This window comes from Photobacterium sp. 1_MG-2023 (assembly GCF_030547945.1).
In the GTDB taxonomy this organism is placed as follows: Bacteria; Pseudomonadota; Gammaproteobacteria; order Enterobacterales; family Vibrionaceae; genus Photobacterium.
This window is the reverse complement of record NZ_JAUORR010000011.1, coordinates 97,721-117,483: the sequence shown is the minus strand read 5'-3', so window position 1 is coordinate 117,483 and position 19,763 is coordinate 97,721. Positions and strand designations below refer to the sequence as shown.

Genomic DNA, 19,763 nt, shown 5'->3' with positions numbered 1-19,763 from the left:
CATTGCGACTCATGAGAATAATTTATTCCCTATAATGACGCTCAGATACAGAACTTGAAGGCCACACCATGAAAATTGATTTAAACGCCATGATCACTGAAAGCCGTAATCCTGCAAGTCAGGCCATTGATTCGCTCTCGACGCTGGACATGCTCAAAGTGATCAACGAAGAAGATAAGAAAGTTGCACTGGCTGTCGAATGTATCTTGCCTCAGGTTGCTGAAGCGGTTGATGCCATCGCCAGTGCTTTTCTTCGGGGCGGACGTTTAATTTATACCGGCGCCGGTACGTCCGGCCGTCTGGGGATTCTGGATGCGAGTGAATGCCCGCCAACTTTTGGCAGTGACCCGTCTCAGGTTGTCGGTCTGATTGCTGGCGGTCAGGAAGCAATCTTCCGTGCTGTTGAAAATGCTGAAGATAATCAACGCCTTGGCGAAGAAGACCTGAAACGTCTGAACTTTTCTGCAAATGATGTCCTGATCGGAATCGCCGCTAGCGGCCGGACACCTTACGTCATCGGCGCAATGACTTACGCCAAATCGATTGGCGCGACCGTGGGTTGCATCAGCTGTAACCCGGACAGTGTGATGTCTCAGCTGGCCGATATCGCGATGACACCGGTCGTCGGCCCGGAAGTCGTGACCGGCTCTTCACGCATGAAAGCAGGGACAGCGCAAAAGTTTGTCCTGAACATGCTCACGACGGGTGCAATGATCCGAACCGGTAAAGTGTACGGCAACCTGATGGTGGATGTAGAAGCCACCAATGCCAAGCTGGTGGAGCGGCAGAAGAACATTGTGACCGCAGCCACCGGGGCCAGCCGTGAAGCCGCAGAGTCGGCACTCAATGCCTGTGGTGGCCACTGTAAAACAGCCATTGTGATGATTCTGACCGGCTCAAACGCACAAGAAGCGCAGGCACTTCTGGTCAGCAGCAACGGCTTCACTCGCCAAGCAATTCAAAACGCTGAATAACACTTTTAAAAACAATAGCCGAAGGCCACAACTGAGAACTCAGATTGAAGATTCCGGGCATTCCCGGGATTGGTGAACCATTGATTTATGGGGTGACTTTACCGCGCGTGAAGCCTTTTATGACGGCGTGTATCGGGGGTGCAATCGACGGTTTATGCAGCAGGTCTTGTCGTCTCTTATATGGCAGGCTTTCTGGTCACTTGGTTCTTCGGCACAAAAAATGTCGATTGAAGTGAACCGCGCATCCCTGTTTTCATCCACAAAACGCACTCAACGGGTGCGTTCTTAGTTTGCTTACATCACTCTTTCTTCAGCGGTCTGCGCAATTTTGCTCGGCGGCAAACCAAAGTATCGCTTAAACTCCCGGCTGAACTGAGCCGGACTTTCGTAGCCCACTTTCGTTGCCGCAACACTGGCCGTCAGCCCATCCTGAACCATAAACTGCTTGGCATTGTTCAACCGGATTTTCTTAATGTATTGCAGGGGCGGGTCAGTCACGACTTGCTTAAAAGCGCGATGGAAAGCCGACACACTCATCCCCGCCATTTCCGCCAGATCCTCAATCGTCAGTTTCTCCGCATAATGCGACTGAACATGGTCGATCACTCCGGAAACCCGCGCTAAAGCTGTGCCTTGCTTCACGTATTGCGCCAGCAAAGTCCGCTGCTCTCCCTGCAAAAGACGGTAAAAGAATTCCCGCAAAATCTGAGGGCCGAGCATGTGCGCATCCAACGGATCATGCAGCACTGCCAGCAAGCGTTCTATACATTGTTCCAGCTGTGGCGTGATTGGCGAGGCTGCGACCCCTTTACTCTGTGCCTGCGAAGCAAAATAGTCCGGACCTAATTGCGCCTCCATCTCATCAACCAGCTGGCGGATCATGCTGTGTTCGAAACCGATATCAATCCCAATCAGCGGCGCCTCTTCAGACGCAAAGGTCTCACACGCGATTGGATAAGGTGCTGAGACAATCAGGCAATGTTTGGTGTCGTACTCAAAGCGATAGTCATTCAGATGTCCGACTTTATTTCCCTGAAAGATCACCACCACACCCTGCTGATACATCTGCGGTGTGACATGGTGATATTGCGTGATTTTAAACAGATTGATCGACTTTAATGCTGTCTGCACCTTACCTTGCCTGTCTTTCAATCCAAGGTGGTCACACAGTGAAGCCGCCAGTTCCAGAGATTTTTTCATCTGAATATCCTCTTTTGGTGATGATGGCTTACACAGTCGGAAAAACCAAGGGATGCACAGTCTAAAGCAGGATTTGGCAAGAATTAAGCAGAATCGTGTATTACTGATCATCCACATGTCACCTACACTGAGCATCAGCATAATTCTTCAAGCCAATCTGGAGCGCAATGATGAACCCATTCAGCTATCACAATCCGACCCGCATTCATTTCGGTGAAGGTCAAATTGCCGCGATCACCGCTGAAATTCCAAAAGACAGTAAAGTGCTTGTACTGTACGGGGGCGGTTCCATTAAACAGAACGGCGTTTATGAGCAGGTCACTCAGGCTTTATCGGACCATCAGTGGGCCGAGTTTTCCGGGATTGAGCCAAATCCTCAGTACGATACCCTGATGAAGGCCGTCGAAAAAATTCAGACCGAAGGATTTGACTACCTGCTCGCGGTCGGTGGTGGTTCTGTCATCGACGGCACTAAATTTATTGCAGCGGCCGCCTGCTTCAAAGGTCAGGACCCTTGGGATATTCTGGCAAAACATGCCCCAGTTGAAACTGCGCTGCCCATCGGTTGTATTCTGACCCTGCCCGCCACAGGTTCTGAAAGCAATAAAGGGGCCGTGGTTTCACGGGGGAAAGACAAACTGAGCTTCATGACCGCAAAAGTGCAACCTGCATTTGCCGTCTTGGATCCAGCCACAACGCTCAGCCTGTCTCCGCGTCAAATCAGTAACGGTGTTGTCGATGCATTCGTGCATGTCATGGAGCAGTACCTGACCTTTCCTGTGGACGCCAAAGTCCAGGACAGATTCGCCGAAGGCTTGCTGCTGACACTGATCGAAGAAGGCCCGAAAGCGCTGGAAAATCCAGATGATCTGACCGTTCGGGCCAACATTATGTGGTCTGCAACACAAGCTCTGAACGGCCTGATTGGCGTGGGTGTCCCGCAAGACTGGGCAACGCACATGATTGGACACGAGCTCACCGGAAACTACGGCATTGATCATGCCCGGACGCTGAGCATTGTGCTGCCAGCAGTGATGAAAGCGCGTCGTCAGGATAAAGAAGCGAAACTGCTGCAATATGCAGAGCGAGTTTTCGGTCTGACAGAAGGCAGTACAGACAGCCGGATTGATGCAGCCATTGCTCAAACGGAGGCTTTCTTCAAAGCCATGGATGTGCCCGTTCGCCTGACAGATGCCGGATTAGCCGAATCTGATATTCAGGTTCTGGTCAGCAGTCTGGAGAAGCATGGCATGACTGCACTGGGCGAACATGGCCGCATTGCGATTGCAGACAGTGAAATGATTCTGAATACCGCTCTGGCACATTAAACAATCCTTCCCCCTTCGTATTTCAACCGCCTCCCGGGGCGGTTTTTCTGATCCGACCACAATTTTTTTCGAAGAAAGTCACAAGGCTTGTCTTGATCTCCATGCAGAAGCGACTATTATGACGATTGGTCAACTTTGACTAATCGTCAATTTTCTGATGATTTACCCTTGAGGTAATCGTGTTAAACTTACAAGACAGGAGTTGCAATGTATTCACGCAACTGACAGCCAATAGTTGGAAGTGATGTTCGGGTTGAACTGTAATAAAGAACGATGCGCCCTCTTCTCTGGAGAGCGAGTGCCAAAAACAAAAAAACAGCAGGCGATTGCAGACCGCGATCAAGAGCTGATTATGCTTGCAAAAGATCTGGTGAACAAAGAAGGCTTTGCGAACCTGACCATGGACAAGCTTGCAGCCATGAGCCCTTACTCAAAAGGAACGGTGTATAACCACTTTTGCAGTAAAGAGGATGTCATTGTTGCGCTGTGCACTCATGCCATCAAAGAAGAAATGGCATTGTTTAATCGGGTGTTGGGGATGGAAGGGACCAGCCGGGAAATTTTATTGGCTGTCCATGTCGCATACCATATTTTTGCCCGGCTTGAACCGATTCTTTCAACCTGTCTGTTGACGGCGAAGACCCCCTGGGTCATCGATAAAGCCTCAACAACGCGCGTGGAAATATTGAACCAGCTGGAAGAGCAAATGATTGATAACGCAGATGCAATCGTCAATCACGCACTGGACGAAGGAAGCCTGACCATGTCAGCCGCCGTCAGTACGGATGCCGTTGTATTTGCAAATTGGTCGCTTGCGCTGGGTTCCAATGCACTCATCATGAATGCAACCAACAGTCGGTGTATTCACCGTCTTCAGGACCCGTTCACTGTCCTGAACAACGTGAACATGCTGCTGGATGGGATGAACTGGAAACCACTGTCGAGTGAAAAGGACTATAAGCGCTTGTGGAAACACATTGAGCAGACCTTTTTTGCAGAAGAGATCTCACTTTTGTCACAACTTGGTCGATAGTTTGCTTTGTTAACCCGCTTGATGCGGGTTAATTTCACACCATAGTTGACGATTAGTCATAAAAAACGTTTACTCTCCTTCTTGCATATTTAGGAAGTAAACTGTTACAGGGAAATGACACTCTAATTCAGTGACCTGTAAGTTGTTTAGAACACCAACCAGTTGAAAAACTGGTTTTTAAACGCCAATTTTTGACGAAACGTCACCAATGGAGAGTGTGATGAAAGACAGTCTATATGCATTGCCAATCAAACGAGCCTATCTCGTGATGGCAACGATGATCGCCTTGATCGTCGCAGCGACAATTGGGGGGAAGAACCTCTATTTCCGCGGCGATTACAACATTTTTTTCGACGGAAATAACCCGCAACTTCAGGCATTCAACACCATCCAGGCCACCTTCAGTAAAACCGACAACATCAGTTTTGTGGTTGCGCCAAAGAATGGCAATGTCTTTACCTCTGAAACGCTCACTTTGATTCGGCAACTCACTGATGAAAGCTGGCAAATTCCTTTTTCAAGCCGGGTCGATTCAATATCAAATTATCAGCACACCGAAGCCATCGACGACGATTTGCTGGTGGAAGATTTACTTCTGGCGGATTATCCACTGACTGCTGAACGCATTCGGAAAGTCAAAGCCGTTGCACTCAACGAACCCCTGCTGCGAGATGCCTTAATCTCAGCTCAGGGGGATGTCGCTGTGGTGAATGTGACTTTACAAATGCCAAAAGTTGACGAAACGACAGAAATGACTACGGTCACGGATGCAACACAGACATTGATTGACAAATACCGCGCTGAATATCCAGAGGTCGATTTTTATCAGGCCGGTATCGTGGCAATGAACCGTACCTTCATGGATATGGCGCAAAAAGACAGCAGCACGCTGGTGCCTGTGATGTTGCTGATTGTACTCGTATTTCTGGTCTTCATGCTGCGGACAGTCACCGCGGTACTGGCGACATTGCTTGTCATTATTGGTTCAGTCATGGCCACGATGGGCCTCTCCGGATGGGCAGGCATGTTCCTTAACACAGCCACTGTCAATGTGCCGACTCTGGTGCTGACGCTGGCGGTTGCAGACTGTGTTCATGTGATTGCGACCCTGCGCCAGGGGATGCAACGGGGCATGACCAAGCACGAAGCCATTGTCTACAGTACCCGGCTCAATGCCATGCCGGTTTTGATTACCTCTGTGACGACAGCGTTGGGATTCCTGATGATGAATGCATCCGACTCCCCTATCCTGCGTGATTTAGGAAATCTGGCTGCACTGGGCATCATGCTCGCTTGTGTGCTGTCGCTGACGTTATTACCCGCGCTGCTGGCAAAACTGCCCATGCGTGCACCTGCTGTTCGGCCTGAAGGACAAACCACCTGGACGGATACGCTGGGTAATCTGGTTGTGAACCACCGGAAAGTCATTCTACCTTTCTCTGTCCTCATGCTTGTGGGCTCCGTCTTCCTGCTGCCGAAAAACGTCGTCAATGATGAACCGGTCAAATATTTCGCAACAGACAGTTCATTCCGACAGGCGGCCGACTTTATGGCAGACAATATCAGCGGCATGACCACAGTCAGCATTGCCATTGATTCCGGCCAGCCACAAGGCATTGCCGACCCGCAATTTTTACTGATTCTGCGCGATTTTACAGACTGGCTGCGGATACAACCCGAAACGGATCACGTCGCCAGCTTAAGTGACACATTCAAACGCCTGAATATGAACATGCATGGCGATGATGAAAGCTGGTACCGCATGCCGCAGGACCGCGAACTGGCCGCGCAGTACCTGCTGCTTTATGAAATGTCACTCCCCTACGGACTCGATCTGAACAATCAGCTCAACGTTGATAAATCCTCTGTCAAGCTGACACTCACGACCAAAAATATCGGCAGTAAAGAACTGGTTGCGCTGGAAACACGGATCAATGACTGGTTTGCCAGTTATGCACCGGGCTATCAGATTATGGCTTCCAGTCCGAACCTGATGTTTGCTCACATTGGTGAAACGAACATGGCGAGTATGTTGAGCACGCTGCCAGTCACCCTGGTTCTCATTTCTGTGCTGATGATTTTCGCGCTGCGCTCACTCCGTCTGGGACTGATCAGTTTAATTCCGAATATTGCGCCCGCAGTCTTTGGATTTGGTCTCTGGTCGCTGTGGTCCGGTGAAATCAACTTGGGGTTATCTGTCGTTGTCACGCTCACCCTGGGCATCGTCGTCGACGACGCTGTGCACTTCCTCAGTAAATACCAGATCGCCCGGAAAGAAGGCCGTGATGCTGAAGCTGCCGTTCGTTATGCCTTCAGTACTGTCGGCCGGGCCCTGTGGATCACCACTGTGGTTCTGGTTGCCGGTTTCCTGGTTCTTGCAAGCTCGAGCTTCAGACTGAACAGCGATATGGGGCAACTCAGCGCACTGATTATTTTCATCGCACTGGTCGTGGACTTCCTGTTACTGCCAACCATGCTGATGCTATTTGACCGTCAACCTGTGGCACAGGACAGTCCTCAAGCCACAGCGCCAGATACGAATCATCCGATTACCCAATAATTTTCCCGAATCTTTAGGAGAACGATCATGACAAATCAAACCGCCCGAATGACGCAATGGCTGGCCTCGATTGGCATGCTTGCCACGCTGGGCATGGCAGTGATCCCTGCCGTTTGTCACGCAGGCAATACACAGGGCATGGAGATTGCCAAAGAGCGTAAAGCGCGTGACACCGGTTGGGGAGACAGTATCGCAGATATGACGATGCTACTATCCAACGCTCAGGGAGAAAGCAGTACCCGAAAAATGCGCATTAAAACGCTGGAAGTAGTTGATGACGGCGATAAAGGCCTGACCATCTTTGATGAACCAAGAGATGTTCAGGGAACAGCGTTTCTCAACTTTGCCCACACCACCAAACCCGACGATCAATGGCTTTATCTGCCCGCGTTAAAACGTGTGAAACGCATTGCATCGCGCAACAAATCCGGTCCGTTCATGGGCAGTGAATTTGCTTATGAAGATCTCAGTTCATTCGAGCTTGAAAAATATGAATTCACCTACCTTGGGGATGAAACAGTTGCCAGTCAGGACGCATTTAAAGTCAAGCAAATCCCAACAGATGCGTACTCAGGCTACACCAAGCAGCTGGTCTGGGTCGACAAGGCACATTACCGTCCACTCAAAATTGAATTCTATGACCGGAAAGACAGCTTACTCAAAACGCTGAATTTCGACGATTACGAACAGTATTCAGGAAAATACTGGCGCGCTCATCAAATGACCATGACGAATCATCAAACCGGCAAGTCGACAGTGCTCACCACGCATAAACTGACGTTTAACAATGGGCTTGATGAAGGTGATTTCAACAAGGCCAGCCTGAAACGCGCCAAATAATTTCCTGAACAGGAGCAAGTATGACTTCTCGTCTCGCTGTACTGCCCCTGTATCTGGCTGCCTCTGTCGAGGCAGCTGGTTTCAGTGGCCAAATCAATTTAGAACAACGTCAATTCATTCATGATGGCCTGCAAGGACAGGATAAAAGCCAGACCTCTCTCGTGATTGAACCGGAGTGGTTTACCGAATTTCAGGACGGCGATGCCCGTCTCACCATCCAGCCGTTCCTGCGACTTGATAGCATGGACGATGAACGGACTCATGCCGATATTCGTGAATTGATGTATCTGCAGCTCATCCAGGATTACGAGCTTCGGGTCGGGATTGGCAAAGTTTTTTGGGGAGTCACCGAATCCATCCATTTGGTGGATGTGATCAACCAGACCGACAACGTCGAATCTGTAGACGGTGAACAAAAATTGGGACAGCCAATGATCAACCTGACCGCAGTCAAGGATTGGGGAAACGTCAGTGGTTTTATTCTGCCCTACTTCCGGGAACGAACTTTTGCCGGAAGCGACGGACGCCTTCGGACCCCCTTGCCGGTCAATGATGATGCCCGTTATGAGTCTTCTGCCGAACAGGCACATGTTGACTGGTCGCTACGATACAGCAACTATTTTGGTGACTGGGACGTAGGGGCAAGCTTTTTTAAAGGCACCAACCGGGATCCCTACTTCCTGCCAGGCACCGCAAGCCTGACACCTTATTACGCCCAGATGGAACAAAGCAGCGTTGATATTCAGGGTATTTTCGGTTCCTGGTTACTGAAATTAGAAGCGCTCTATCGGGATAGTCTGGAGAATCACTCTGCAGCCGTCACCGGCTTTGAATATACCATTGTGGGGGTATTTGATACTTACTGGGATTTAGGACTGATCGCTGAGTACCAATATGACTCCCGCGACCTCAGCCTGAATCAGAATGATCTGTTTTTGGGTACACGTTTTGCCTTCAATGACATTGACGGCACTGAGATTCTCTTTGGGATCAATCAGGATTTGGATCACAGTCAGGAATCAACCGGCAGAATTGAAGCATCCGCCCGAATCAACAATAACTGGAAATGGCGTGCGAATGTCTGGTGGTTTAACACCGATAAACTGGATAGCCCCCTGTATTTTGTCCGAAAAGATGATTTCATCGAGGTCGCTCTGGAATACTATTTCTGAATGCACACAATCACTTGATATCTGCCTTGCCGGAGCATCCCTGACTCCGGCATTTTTCATTCAGATTCACAGTGCCTCATCAGACTGTGGCCACTTCATCCGGTCACAATAAGATGCGCATACTTCCCTGAATTGGCGAGCACGTATTTTCGCCAGACTGGCATACCATTGCCACGCCGCTTTCATGGCATATCTGTCAACATTTACTGATAAATAAAATATTAAAATCCTGTTTATATTAAGCATGTTACGAATGAAAATGCATAGCCATGAATAGGAAATTCAATATATCGATAGCAAATACAATTGCAGTCGACATCAGCGAGAATATGCAACTACGCAATGAACCGCTGTTTTTTAACAACATTGACACTTGGAGAGAGATCACAAGTCCGATAAATAACCACACATCCAGCAGTTCAGGAATCGATCAGTAAGCATCTGGTATCCATACTTTAGGTAAGTGTATTCAGCATGAACACTAATAGATAAAAACATTAATAGAACATATTGATATGAAATATGAGTGTTTCAGCAGATTAGCAGCATCGTTTAGCTTTTACTAAAAATGTGCTGGCTCTTCGAAAAATATCTTTTAAGCATTATTTGCTGCTATATGTTTTCTTAGGGTATATATCAACAAGGACTGTGACATGTTCGGTTTATCCAAGAAGAACAACGTCTCTCTTGAAGAGTACGAAGCGATAAAAAAACAGTGTCTGGAAACAAAACAACATCTCAATGCCATCAACGACGTCTTCGCGACCATTGAATTCTTTCCTGATGGAAAAATCATTACAGCCAACCCCCATTTCCTCAAGACCATGGGCTATGATTTAATTGACATTCAAGGCCACCATCACCAAATGTTTTGCTCCAGCGAAACCCGCCAAGGTCCTGAATACAAACGTTTCTGGCAACAACTCGCCGCAGGGCAGCAGTCCAAAGGACTCTTTCAGCGTCTTAAAAAAAATGGTCAGGAAATCTGGCTTGAAGCCAGTTATTGTCCGGTAAAAGGTGATGATGGCCAGGTTTATAAGGTGCTGAAAATTGCAGCGGACACCACGGAACGTGTTGCCGCTCACCATGAAAATACAAGCCAGATGCAGGCTGTCTCGCGTTCAATGGCTGTCATTGAGTTCGATCTCGAAGGAAGAATCCTGACGGCCAATGAGAATTTCCTGAATACTGTCGGTTACACGCTTGAGGAAATCAAAGGGAAACATCACCGGCTATTTGTGACCCCGGAACATGCCAAATCTCAGGAATATCGTGATTTCTGGTCTCAACTCAATCAGGGCCAATTCCTTGGCGGAAAATTTGAGCGCGTCAATCATCAGGGCGACCCCTTGTGGCTTGAAGCCACCTATAACCCGATCTTTGATGCCAATGGAAAGCTCTATAAAGTCATCAAATTTGCGACTGACATTACTCAGAACGTCCTGTTGGGACATCAAAACAGCCAGTTGGCCTACGATCTTTCAGTGAAAACAAGCCAGCTCTCTGCTGAAGGAAGCCATTCTGGCAATCTGGCCATCGAACAAATGACGCATATGGTTGAAGCCTTGAACATGACGTCAGACGTGATCGCTCAGCTTGAAGAACAGTCCAAAACCATTACCAGCATGGTCGATACTATCTCAGGCATCGCCAACCAGACCAACCTGCTGGCACTGAACGCCGCCATTGAAGCGGCCCGGGCGGGTGAGCAAGGCCGGGGGTTCGCGGTGGTTGCAGATGAGGTACGTCAACTCGCATTCCGTACAAATGAATCCACCGATAAAATCGACAACCTTGTGAAACAAAACAGCCAATTTACCGTGCAGGCAGTCACTTCAATGTCGGATATCATTTCTCATGCGCACAGCAGCATGGAAAAGGTGAAAGAAGCCAGCCAGGCGATTCACGAGATCGAAGCCAGCATGAATGAAGTTGTTGATGCGGTTCGAAAAATGTCTGAAGCCAGCTGAAGCAGCTCACTCAACAAATCATCGTCGGCTTCGCGGCAACTGCGAGAAGCCGACGCAGCCCCAAATCAGATCATGATTTTTCAGGCTTGAGCAGACGCTTCGGATAATCAAAGAAAATCACCTCTGAGGTTTCTGGCCCGAGGTTTTTCCATTGCTCCGTATGAATGGCAAAAACCGCCACCCCACACGTCGGCATATTCTCAATCTTCAGCCCTAAGCGCCCGACCAATTCATTAATCGCCGGGTTATGACAAACCACCATCAATCGATCAATCTCATCCGAAACCGACTGAATAATTTCTGCAACTTCATGAGCAGAATCGGTATAAAGGCCGACCGTGGTTGCCAGCTCGGTTGGATGCGGGTGCAGCCCCTGTTCAAAAAACTGAGCGGTCTGAAAAGCCCGTTCCGCCGTACTGGACAGTATTCGCTGCGGCATCGCCAGCCATGCGCCGAAGCGTTTCGCCATCTCCTCAGCGTTTTTAAGACCTCGTTCATTCAACGGACGGTCATGGTCATCTAAATCCGGGTTATCCCAGGACGATTTTGCATGACGAACCACAAACAGTAATTTCATAAAGCAAAGCCTCCCTTTTCTTCATCATTGACCACGCCACATGCACAAAACGATCAGCGGGCAGACCGGACTGCTCTTTCCAATCGCATGGCAGCTTGCTGCGGATCCGCTTTTTTACTGTGGAAGAAATCTGTGACCACATCAAAAATAGCAGCCTGCACATAGCTGCTGTTCGCCAGACCCTGCGACAGACTTGGCACAAGCTGATGGTGTTCTGCATTCGCCCGAAATGCTTGTGCCGATGCTTGAGCGCAGCGATCAAACTCTGTTAAAGGCACATCGTTGCGCACCGGAATCGAACCTTTTGCCAGGTTGAACTGACGTTGAAATTCTGGCGTCAGAATCGTGTGCGCCATTTTTGCCTGCGATTCCGGATTCATGGTGGCGTCGTGTTTAAAGAACGCAAAACTATCAATATTGTAGGTAAAAAATCCCTGTGTGCCTGGCGCAGGCAAGCAAAGCACATCCACACCCGGTACTTTACCCATCGCGGTGAACTCGCCTTTCGCCCAGTCCCCCATAAATTGCATGGCCGCTTCACCATCCACAACCATGGCACTGGCATCACTCCATTCCATGGCTTTGGTTTTGACATCAACATAAGGACGAATCGCGTCAAACTGGCGGAACACTTCAACCATTTTGGCACTGCTCAGCAGGTCGGCATCCAAATCCACGAAGGCGCTCCGATAATCTTCAGGTCCCAGAACCGCTAACGCAATAGATTCAAATAAAGTCACTTCCTGCCAGGGATCGCTGCCTAAAGCAATCGGCACAATACCCGCCTGTTTCAACTTTTCTGCCGCCGCAAAAAAAGAAGCCAGAGAGTCTGGCAACTCAGCCCCTGCTTTTTTCAGTAAGGCTGGGTTGACCCAAAGCCAGTTCACACGGTGAATATTGACGGGTACGGCGACATAGTGCCCCTGATATTTCATGATCTGACTGATCACGGGTGGCAATAACTGATCCCAATGTTGTTTTTGGGCGACCGGATCTAACTGGGTGAGAAAACCCAGCATCGCCCATTCCTGCAAATCTTCGCCTTTCAATTGCGCCGCTGTCGGTGGGTTTCCTGACACTGCGCGACTTTTCAGGACAGTCATCGCACTTTCCCCGCCACCACCCGCAATGGCAAAGTTTCGCCAGGCAATGCCTTGTTGCTCTAAGCTGTCTTGCAACACTCTGGCGGCTTTCATCTCGCCTTTTGAGGTCCACCAGTGCAGCACTTCAACGTCCCGCTTGGTTTCCGTCACGGCTGCAATCACCATGGATGACGTTCCCAGCACTGTCGCCATCACTACGATTGAAGACAGATGTACCCAGCGTTTTTTGCTTGCAAAAACTTGTTTCATCATGAGTTTCTGAACCGATTGAAATTAGATGCCATGGTCGTGAACGACTTTAGTCTATGAGACGGGGTAACGTCAGGCTGACTTCCAGTCCACCTTGCTTCAGATTACGGATGGTCATTTCACCGCCATGGGCGTGTAAAATATTCCGTGCGATTCCCAACCCTAAACCGTGACCTTCATCATCCTTAGCCAGCCTGACGTATGGCTCAAAGACAGAGTCCATCTTCTCATCCGGAATACCGGGTCCCTGGTCCCAGATGCGAATCACAACCGCATCGCTGGCGTCGTCCACATCTAGCCAGACGGTCTGGCCATACTTCACACCGTTTTCAATCAGGTTACTCAGACAACGCTTCAGCGCGAGCGGCTTGCCTGCGACAGGGGCAATCTCAACCTCAGGCAAATGCACCCGGATCTGCTCACGGTTATGGCTTTCCGAAATACTGCGCAGCATCTCAGAAAGATCAACCTGCACCAGATTCTCATGTAAATCGGTATCCCGAACCGTCTGAAGCGCGCCTTTCACCATCATTTCCAGCTCATCTAAATCTTTGTTGAACTTATCGATTTTGCTGTCGTCTTCAAGCAATTCCGCCCGAAGACGCAATCGGGTAATGGGCGTTTTCAAATCATGAGAAATTGAAGAGAACAGATGTTCCCTGTCATCAATATACCGGCGTAAACGCTGCTGCATCCGGTTGAACGCCCGGGTTGCGGTCACCAGTTCACTGGCCCCTTCTTCTTTCAGCTGCGGCTGATAAATATCCATGCTGAGCGCATTGGCAGCGTCTGCCAATTGCCTGAGCGGCTTGGTCTGACGCCGGATCATGGTATAGGTAAACAGCAATAGCAACGCCGTAATAAACAGCAAGAACATCACTTGCTGCCCGGTAATGATTTCATCTTCCAGCGACGTGTAAGGCGGCGGTAATAATGCGGCAATGTAAAGCCACTCCCCTTCCGCCAATTCCAGCTGAACAACCAGAATTGGTGGATTCAGTGGCTCCAGGCTCAACGTGTAATGGGCCCAGGAACGGGGCAGATCGCTCAGGAGAATGTCATTACTCAACACATGCAGTGTTTCCGGGCGAGAAAACTCCACCCGAATCACTTCCAGCCGCGGCAATTTATCGTGCAACACAGTTTCAATCGCCTGCACGGCTGTGTTTTTCATGCGGGAGGCAGGAATCGGATCAATCCGGATTTCTTCTTCATTAAATGACACGAAAAATCGCGTCCCCCCCATGTTCCGGATCTGATCCAGCACGATATGACGATATTGCAGTGGCAGGGATTCAAAAAAATTGACGGTGGATGCGAACATAGTGGCCATACTGGCCGCTGCAGAGTCCAGCCCTTCCAGGTCTCGACGTTTGGATTGTCCGTACCAGATGAGTGTTGCAATCATCTGGGCCAGAAACACGGCCAGCAATGTAAACCACAGGGTCCGGGCCATCAGCGAAGTTGGCCACCATTTTTTCCAATTCATCATCCTTCCACCGGCACGGGCTCAGTCCTTGGTTTCATAGCTGACATCAGCATTAAACAGATAACCGTTGCCGCGTACTGTTTTGATCAGCCGCTGCTGGCGGCCTTTATCCCCCAGACGCTGACGCAAGCGGCTCAACTGAACATCCACGGCTCGCTCTGAAGGCTGGGCATCCCGTCCCCGCGTTGCATAGAAAATGGTATCGCGATCAAGGACTTCATTCGGTCGGCTTAAAAACAACAGGAGTAATGCGTAGTCACTGTTGGTCATTTCATAACTGCGCTGGGTCTGAATATCCTGCAGCATTTGTGATGCCGTATCCAACCGCCACCGGTCAAACAAAAAGGCTTTCGGGAGTGCCTGCTGGCTGATGTCCGGCTGAGGTCCAGACGACTTCACGCGCCGCATCACCGCTTTCATACGTGCCATCAATTGCCGGGGACTGAACGGTTTGGCAATGTAGTCATCTGCTCCCAGTTCCAGACCCACAATCTGATCCATCTCGTCAGACACTGCGGTCAGCATAATAATTGGCACATCAGACGTTTTACGGACATGCTGACAAAGTGCAAAACCATCTTCACCGGGCAACATGATATCCAGCAAAATTAAATCCGGTTCACTGATGGTCATTTCTCGCTTCATGGCGACGCCGTCCTCAGCCGTCACAACCTGAAAACCTTGTTTGGTCAGATATTCTTCTAACAGTTCGCGAATCTCCTGATCATCATCGACAACCAGTACCAGCTTGTTCGCAATCATTCCGCATTCCTCAATTCAATCCATGCCATGACAGCATGCAATGCTTATTCCGCTCAGGCCTTAATACCAATCAAAGTAAGTAAGTGATCAAAAATAGCGCAGGAAAAATGTTTAAGAACAAGGCAGATTTTTTAGATAAGTAGTCATTCTACAATCAAAAAATCTAACGCAGTTATCGAACATTTTAACAAGATTGGATGACCAGTTATTTACTGCGATCGGTATAAGATACCAAACTCCAGCACAAAACGCTTGAGGTTCAGTGTAACGCGCAAGTAACAGCTGTTGAGCACAGCGCTGCATAAGCGATTGTCTTGCTTCATATTATCGATAATGAGTTAACCCAGAATTGACAGATAATCCGTACAATCCTTACACTTTTTGTGGTCAATGCTACATTTTTATGAAGCAAGCCGTAATAGGATATTGCATCGACCTGCTCATTCAAAAATCATCTGTCATCGTTGCCAATCCCGGTAACCTGCACACAACCCCGGACGTTTGAGGTCGTCATGCCTGTATCATTGCTGCACAAGGAAAGGAATCACCATGACCATTAAACAATATAAAGGCTCCGCTGGTGGCTGGGGCGCACTCGTCAGTACCACACGTCATTTGGTGAAAAGCGAAAACGTCACCCGGAATATCCGTAACTTGTTGAAAACAAATCAGGATCATGGCTTTGACTGTCCGGGTTGCGCCTGGGGAGAATCCGAAGAACCCGGCCGTTTCCGTTTTTGTGAGAACGGTGCGAAAGCCGTGAACTGGGAAGCCACCAGTCGCCGGGTCACGCCTGAATTCTTTGCTCAGTATCCGGTGGGCTGGCTCAAACAGCAGAGCGATTATTTTCTTGAATATCAGGGACGTCTGAGCCATCCGGTTCGTTATAATGCGCAAACCGACTACTATGAAGCCATTTCGTGGGACGATGCTTTCGCCCTGATTGCCGACCATCTGAACACGCTGGAAAGCCCAGATCAGGCCGAGTTTTATACTTCAGGCCGAGCCAGTAACGAAGCTGCGTTTCTGTACCAGCTCTTTGTCCGCGCTTATGGTACCAACAATTTTCCTGACTGCTCGAATATGTGCCATGAAGCCAGTGGTGTCGCTCTGAAACAAAGTATTGGCGTGGGGAAAGGAACCGTCCGGATTGAAGACTTTGATCTGGCTGATGCCATTTTTGTCTTTGGCCAGAATCCCGGCACCAATCATCCACGCATGCTGGACACCTTGCGTAAAGCAGCACGTCGCGGTGCTGCGATTGTGACGATGAATCCCCTGAAAGAACGTGGCCTGGAACGCTTTACCAACCCGCAATCTCCTGCTGAAATGCTGACAGGCGGCGCAACCCGAATCAGTAGTCATTATTTCACGCCCAAACTGGGCGGCGATATGGCTGTGGTTCGCGGCATGGTGAAATCACTGCTCGAAACCGACAAAACCGAAATGCTGGCCGGTCGCCCGTCGATTTTCGATCAGGAATTTATCCAGACGCATACCACGGGCATGACGCAATATCTGACAGAAGTGGAACAGACCGACTGGTCCGCCATTGTTGAGCAATCCGGACTCAGCCAGGATGACATCGAATATGCTGCTCACCTTTACCGGCAGTCCGAGCGGGTCATCATCACTTGGGCGATGGGTCTGACGCAGCATAAACATTCCGTGAATACCATTCAGGAAATCAGTAATCTCCAGCTCCTGTTTGGGCAATTCGGCAAGCCCGGCGCGGGGGTTTGTCCTGTACGGGGTCACAGTAATGTGCAGGGTGACCGAACAATGGGGATCAACGAAAAACCGGCCCCTGCCTTTAATCAGGCGATCGAAGCAACCTTTGGCTTTTCACCGCCGACACAGCATGGCCACAACACCGTTCATGCGATCAAGGCCATGCTCGCAGGTGAGAGCAAAGTATTCATCGGGCTGGGTGGCAATTTTGCGTCGGCGACACCGGATACACGGTTAACACAGCAAGCCCTGTCGAACTGCAATCTCACGGTGAACATCGCCACCAAGCTGAACCGGACGCACCTGATCACCGGTAAAGACAGCCTGATCCTGCCTTGCCTGGGCAGGACAGATATCGACCTGCAAAAAAATGGCCCGCAATCGGTCACGGTTGAGGACTCCTTCAGCATGGTGCACGCTTCCGGAGGTGTTGTTGAAAGTGATACCGGTGAAATGCGTTCAGAGCCTGCCATCATCGCCGGTATAGCTCAGGCAACGCTCGGCAAACAGCCCGTGGACTGGTTAAAGCTGACAGAAGACTACGATCGGATTCGTGAGCTGATTGCAGATGTCATTCCAGGATTTTCAGACATGAACCGAAAGCTCAAGCAACCCGGCGGGTTTTATCTGGGCAACAGTGCTGCTGAACGGATCTGGCAAACGGACTCGCGTAAAGCCGAATTCAAGACACACCCGCTGCCGGAACATCTGCTGGCTGCCAACCTCCGGCAACTCAGTGAAGACCCCGTGTTTGTCCTGCAGACCGTTCGCTCTCACGACCAGTACAACACCACCATTTATGGGTTTGAAGACAGATACCGCGGTATTTCCGGCGAGCGAAAAGTGCTCATGATGAACCCGGCCGATATTGAAGCTCTGGGCCTGAATGTGGGTGATCGGGTGGATGTCACCTCATTGGCTGCGGATGGCATTGAACGTCAGGTCAAAGGATTCAAACTCATTGGTTACGATATCCCCGCTGGCAATCTGGCGGCTTACTTCCCGGAAACCAATCCACTGGTTGCACTGGACAGTAAAGGCGATCTGAGTGATACCCCCATTTCAAAAGCCATTCCCGTTATCCTGAAAGCCAGTCAGATTCACGATGAACGGATTGATTTGGCACCTTACTGATTCAAGATGAATCAACAAAATAAAGCCGGGAAGCGCACTTGTGCAACCCGACTTTTCATTGACAGCTTATTCCGGGGGAAGGGAACAAGCTGTACATACCTTCGCAAGCGCCTCAACCGACCTTGCAACACGGGCGTGCCTTTATGATTGCGACGCAATCAATGCAGCATTCATTTCAGTCTTGATGTTGTCGGACTGAGTTCCGAAGATAGCTTGCAGATTATCACCAACCACCAGCACTTCCCGGGCACCCAACTGCTTGATTTTAGGAATATCGGCTTTCCCCATATCACGCAAACTCACACGAAGACGGGTAATGCAGGCATCCACATGCTTGATATTGCCTTTACCGCCCAAAGCCTGAATCAGATTCTCGGCCAGCTCTGTGCCAATTTCAGACAAGTTGCTGACGGATTCCGCATCTTGCTCACGCCCCGGCGTCATCAGGTTCAGCTTCGCAATCAGCACCCGGAAAATGGTGTAGTACATCAGCGCCCAAAGCGGACCAATCACAATGAACAACCAGGCATTTTGCGACAGCGGGAAATAGATCAGGAAGTCAATCGCACCATGGGCAAACGTGACACTGTGATGGATATCGAATGTGGTCACCAGTGCAAAGCCAATACCGGTCAGAATACAGTGGATCACATACAGCACAGGGGCGGCAAACAGGAACGAGAATTCCATGGGTTCAGTAATACCGGTCAGCCAGGACGTCAACGCAGCAGAAGCCATGATACCGCCGACCAGTGCACGTTTTTCCGGGCGTGCTGAGTGATAAATAGCCAGACCGACGGCAGGCAGTGCCCACATCGAATAGAGATAGCCACCCGCCAGATTCCCTGCGGTCGGGTCACCAGCCAGATAACGCTGAATCTCACCTTTGATCACCTTCCCGGTTTCCGGATCCACATACTCACCCACTTCAAAGAAGAATGGCACGTTCCAGATATGGTGCAGACCAAAAGGAATGAGCGAGCGTTCAACAAAACCATAAATCCCGAAGGCCGTTGTCGGGCTCTGATACGCAGCCCAGTGCGAGAAACTATCGATGGCATTCCCAACCGGCGGCCAGACATAGCTCAGGAAGATCCCCAGGAAAATTGCGGTGATCCCGGTAATGATGGGTACAAAACGCTTACCGGCAAAAAATCCCAGATATTCAGGTAAACGAATATTATGGAAGCGGTTAAACAGATAGGCAGCCACCGCACCAATCATAATGCCGCCGAATACCCCAGTATTCAGGCTTGGGATACCCAAAATCGTTGCAGGCTCAATGCCATGCAGTTTCGCCATCACGCCCATAGTCGCCGTCATGATGGCAAAACCAACCGTTGCTGCCAATCCGGCAGCTCCGTCATTATCCGACAGGCCTAGCGCAACACCGATGGCAAAAATTAAAGCGAGGTTTCCAAAAACGGCATCGCCGGACATCGCCATAATGTCAGACACTAAATCTGGCATCCAAGAGAAATTCGCGGAACCTATCCCTAATAATAAGCCGGCCACCGGCAATACGGCGACAGGCAGCATCAGCGACCGGCCAATCCGTTGCAATAATCCAAACGCACTACTGATCATGTTCAATTCCTTGTGTAATGAAATATAACCCGCTTCTAAATTAAAGAATTAACA

Annotated in this window: 14 protein-coding genes and 1 pseudogene; 9 read left to right on the top strand and 6 right to left on the bottom strand. The window is 49.7% G+C overall.

All coding sequences use genetic code 11. The annotated features are described in order from the left end of the window. Positions 1 to 68 precede the first annotated feature (68 nt). Both murQ and murP read left to right on the top strand, forming a co-directional pair. Positions 69 to 974, top strand: coding sequence for an N-acetylmuramic acid 6-phosphate etherase (murQ, locus tag Q4579_RS11860; protein ID WP_303564401.1), 906 nt, complete (start codon positions 69 to 71; stop codon positions 972 to 974). Positions 975 to 1,024: 50 nt separating this feature from the next. After that, positions 1,025 to 1,205 (top strand): annotated as a pseudogene (gene murP / locus Q4579_RS11855) (PTS N-acetylmuramic acid transporter subunit IIBC); the annotation flags it as partial. A 63-nt stretch (positions 1,206 to 1,268) separates the two neighbouring features. Here murP and Q4579_RS11850 read toward each other — a convergent pair. After that, positions 1,269 to 2,174 (bottom strand): AraC family transcriptional regulator, encoded by a 906-nt coding sequence (locus tag Q4579_RS11850; RefSeq protein ID WP_303564399.1) that lies wholly within the window; start codon positions 2,172 to 2,174, stop codon positions 1,269 to 1,271. A 170-nt stretch (positions 2,175 to 2,344) separates the two neighbouring features. Here Q4579_RS11850 and Q4579_RS11845 point away from each other — a divergent pair, with 170 nt between their 5' ends. The 6 genes from Q4579_RS11845 (at position 2,345) to Q4579_RS11820 (ending at position 11,077) form a co-directional block, all read left to right on the top strand. Then, positions 2,345 to 3,502, top strand: a complete 1,158-nt coding sequence (locus Q4579_RS11845; RefSeq protein ID WP_303564396.1) for an iron-containing alcohol dehydrogenase — start codon at positions 2,345 to 2,347, stop codon at positions 3,500 to 3,502. A gap of 244 nt (positions 3,503 to 3,746) precedes the next feature. Then, positions 3,747 to 4,535 (top strand): TetR/AcrR family transcriptional regulator, encoded by a 789-nt coding sequence (locus tag Q4579_RS11840; RefSeq protein WP_211651473.1) that lies wholly within the window; start codon positions 3,747 to 3,749, stop codon positions 4,533 to 4,535. Between the two features lie 220 nt (positions 4,536 to 4,755). Then, entirely contained in the window at positions 4,756 to 7,095 is a 2,340-nt protein-coding gene (locus Q4579_RS11835; RefSeq protein ID WP_303564390.1) for an RND family transporter, read from the top strand. A 75-nt stretch (positions 7,096 to 7,170) separates the two neighbouring features. Beyond that, positions 7,171 to 7,935, top strand: coding sequence for an outer membrane lipoprotein-sorting protein (locus tag Q4579_RS11830; RefSeq protein ID WP_303564482.1), 765 nt, complete (start codon positions 7,171 to 7,173; stop codon positions 7,933 to 7,935). 20 nt (positions 7,936 to 7,955) lie between these two features. Next, on the top strand, positions 7,956 to 9,107 hold the full coding sequence (locus tag Q4579_RS11825) for a hypothetical protein (protein WP_303564388.1): 1,152 nt from the start codon (positions 7,956 to 7,958) through the stop codon (positions 9,105 to 9,107). 653 nt (positions 9,108 to 9,760) lie between these two features. Next, a complete protein-coding gene (locus tag Q4579_RS11820; RefSeq protein ID WP_303564385.1) occupies positions 9,761 to 11,077 on the top strand; it encodes a PAS domain-containing methyl-accepting chemotaxis protein in 1,317 nt (438 codons plus the stop codon). Positions 11,078 to 11,147: 70 nt separating this feature from the next. Here Q4579_RS11820 and Q4579_RS11815 read toward each other — a convergent pair whose 3' ends face one another. From Q4579_RS11815 to Q4579_RS11800, 4 genes are all read right to left on the bottom strand, one after another. Next, entirely contained in the window at positions 11,148 to 11,654 is a 507-nt protein-coding gene (locus Q4579_RS11815) for a histidine phosphatase family protein (RefSeq protein WP_303564383.1), read from the bottom strand. Positions 11,655 to 11,707: 53 nt separating this feature from the next. Next, the gene (locus tag Q4579_RS11810) at positions 11,708 to 12,958 is read right to left on the bottom strand and encodes an ABC transporter substrate-binding protein (protein WP_368501985.1); all 1,251 of its coding nucleotides are present in this window, start codon (positions 12,956 to 12,958) and stop codon (positions 11,708 to 11,710) included. 97 nt (positions 12,959 to 13,055) lie between these two features. Further along, entirely contained in the window at positions 13,056 to 14,495 is a 1,440-nt protein-coding gene (locus Q4579_RS11805) for an ATP-binding protein (protein WP_303564378.1), read from the bottom strand. A 21-nt stretch (positions 14,496 to 14,516) separates the two neighbouring features. Then, complete coding sequence (locus Q4579_RS11800; protein ID WP_303564376.1) at positions 14,517 to 15,257, bottom strand: response regulator; 741 nt, start codon at positions 15,255 to 15,257, stop codon at positions 14,517 to 14,519. Positions 15,258 to 15,806: 549 nt separating this feature from the next. Here Q4579_RS11800 and Q4579_RS11795 point away from each other — a divergent pair. Then, a complete protein-coding gene (locus Q4579_RS11795; RefSeq protein ID WP_303564375.1) occupies positions 15,807 to 18,122 on the top strand; it encodes an FdhF/YdeP family oxidoreductase in 2,316 nt (771 codons plus the stop codon). Positions 18,123 to 18,263: 141 nt separating this feature from the next. On the opposite strand, the gene ptsG is transcribed toward Q4579_RS11795, so the two are convergent. Beyond that, positions 18,264 to 19,709: a glucose-specific PTS transporter subunit IIBC gene (ptsG, locus tag Q4579_RS11790; RefSeq protein WP_303564373.1), complete on the bottom strand. Its 1,446-nt coding sequence runs from the start codon at positions 19,707 to 19,709 to the stop codon at positions 18,264 to 18,266. Positions 19,710 to 19,763: the final 54 nt, after the last annotated feature.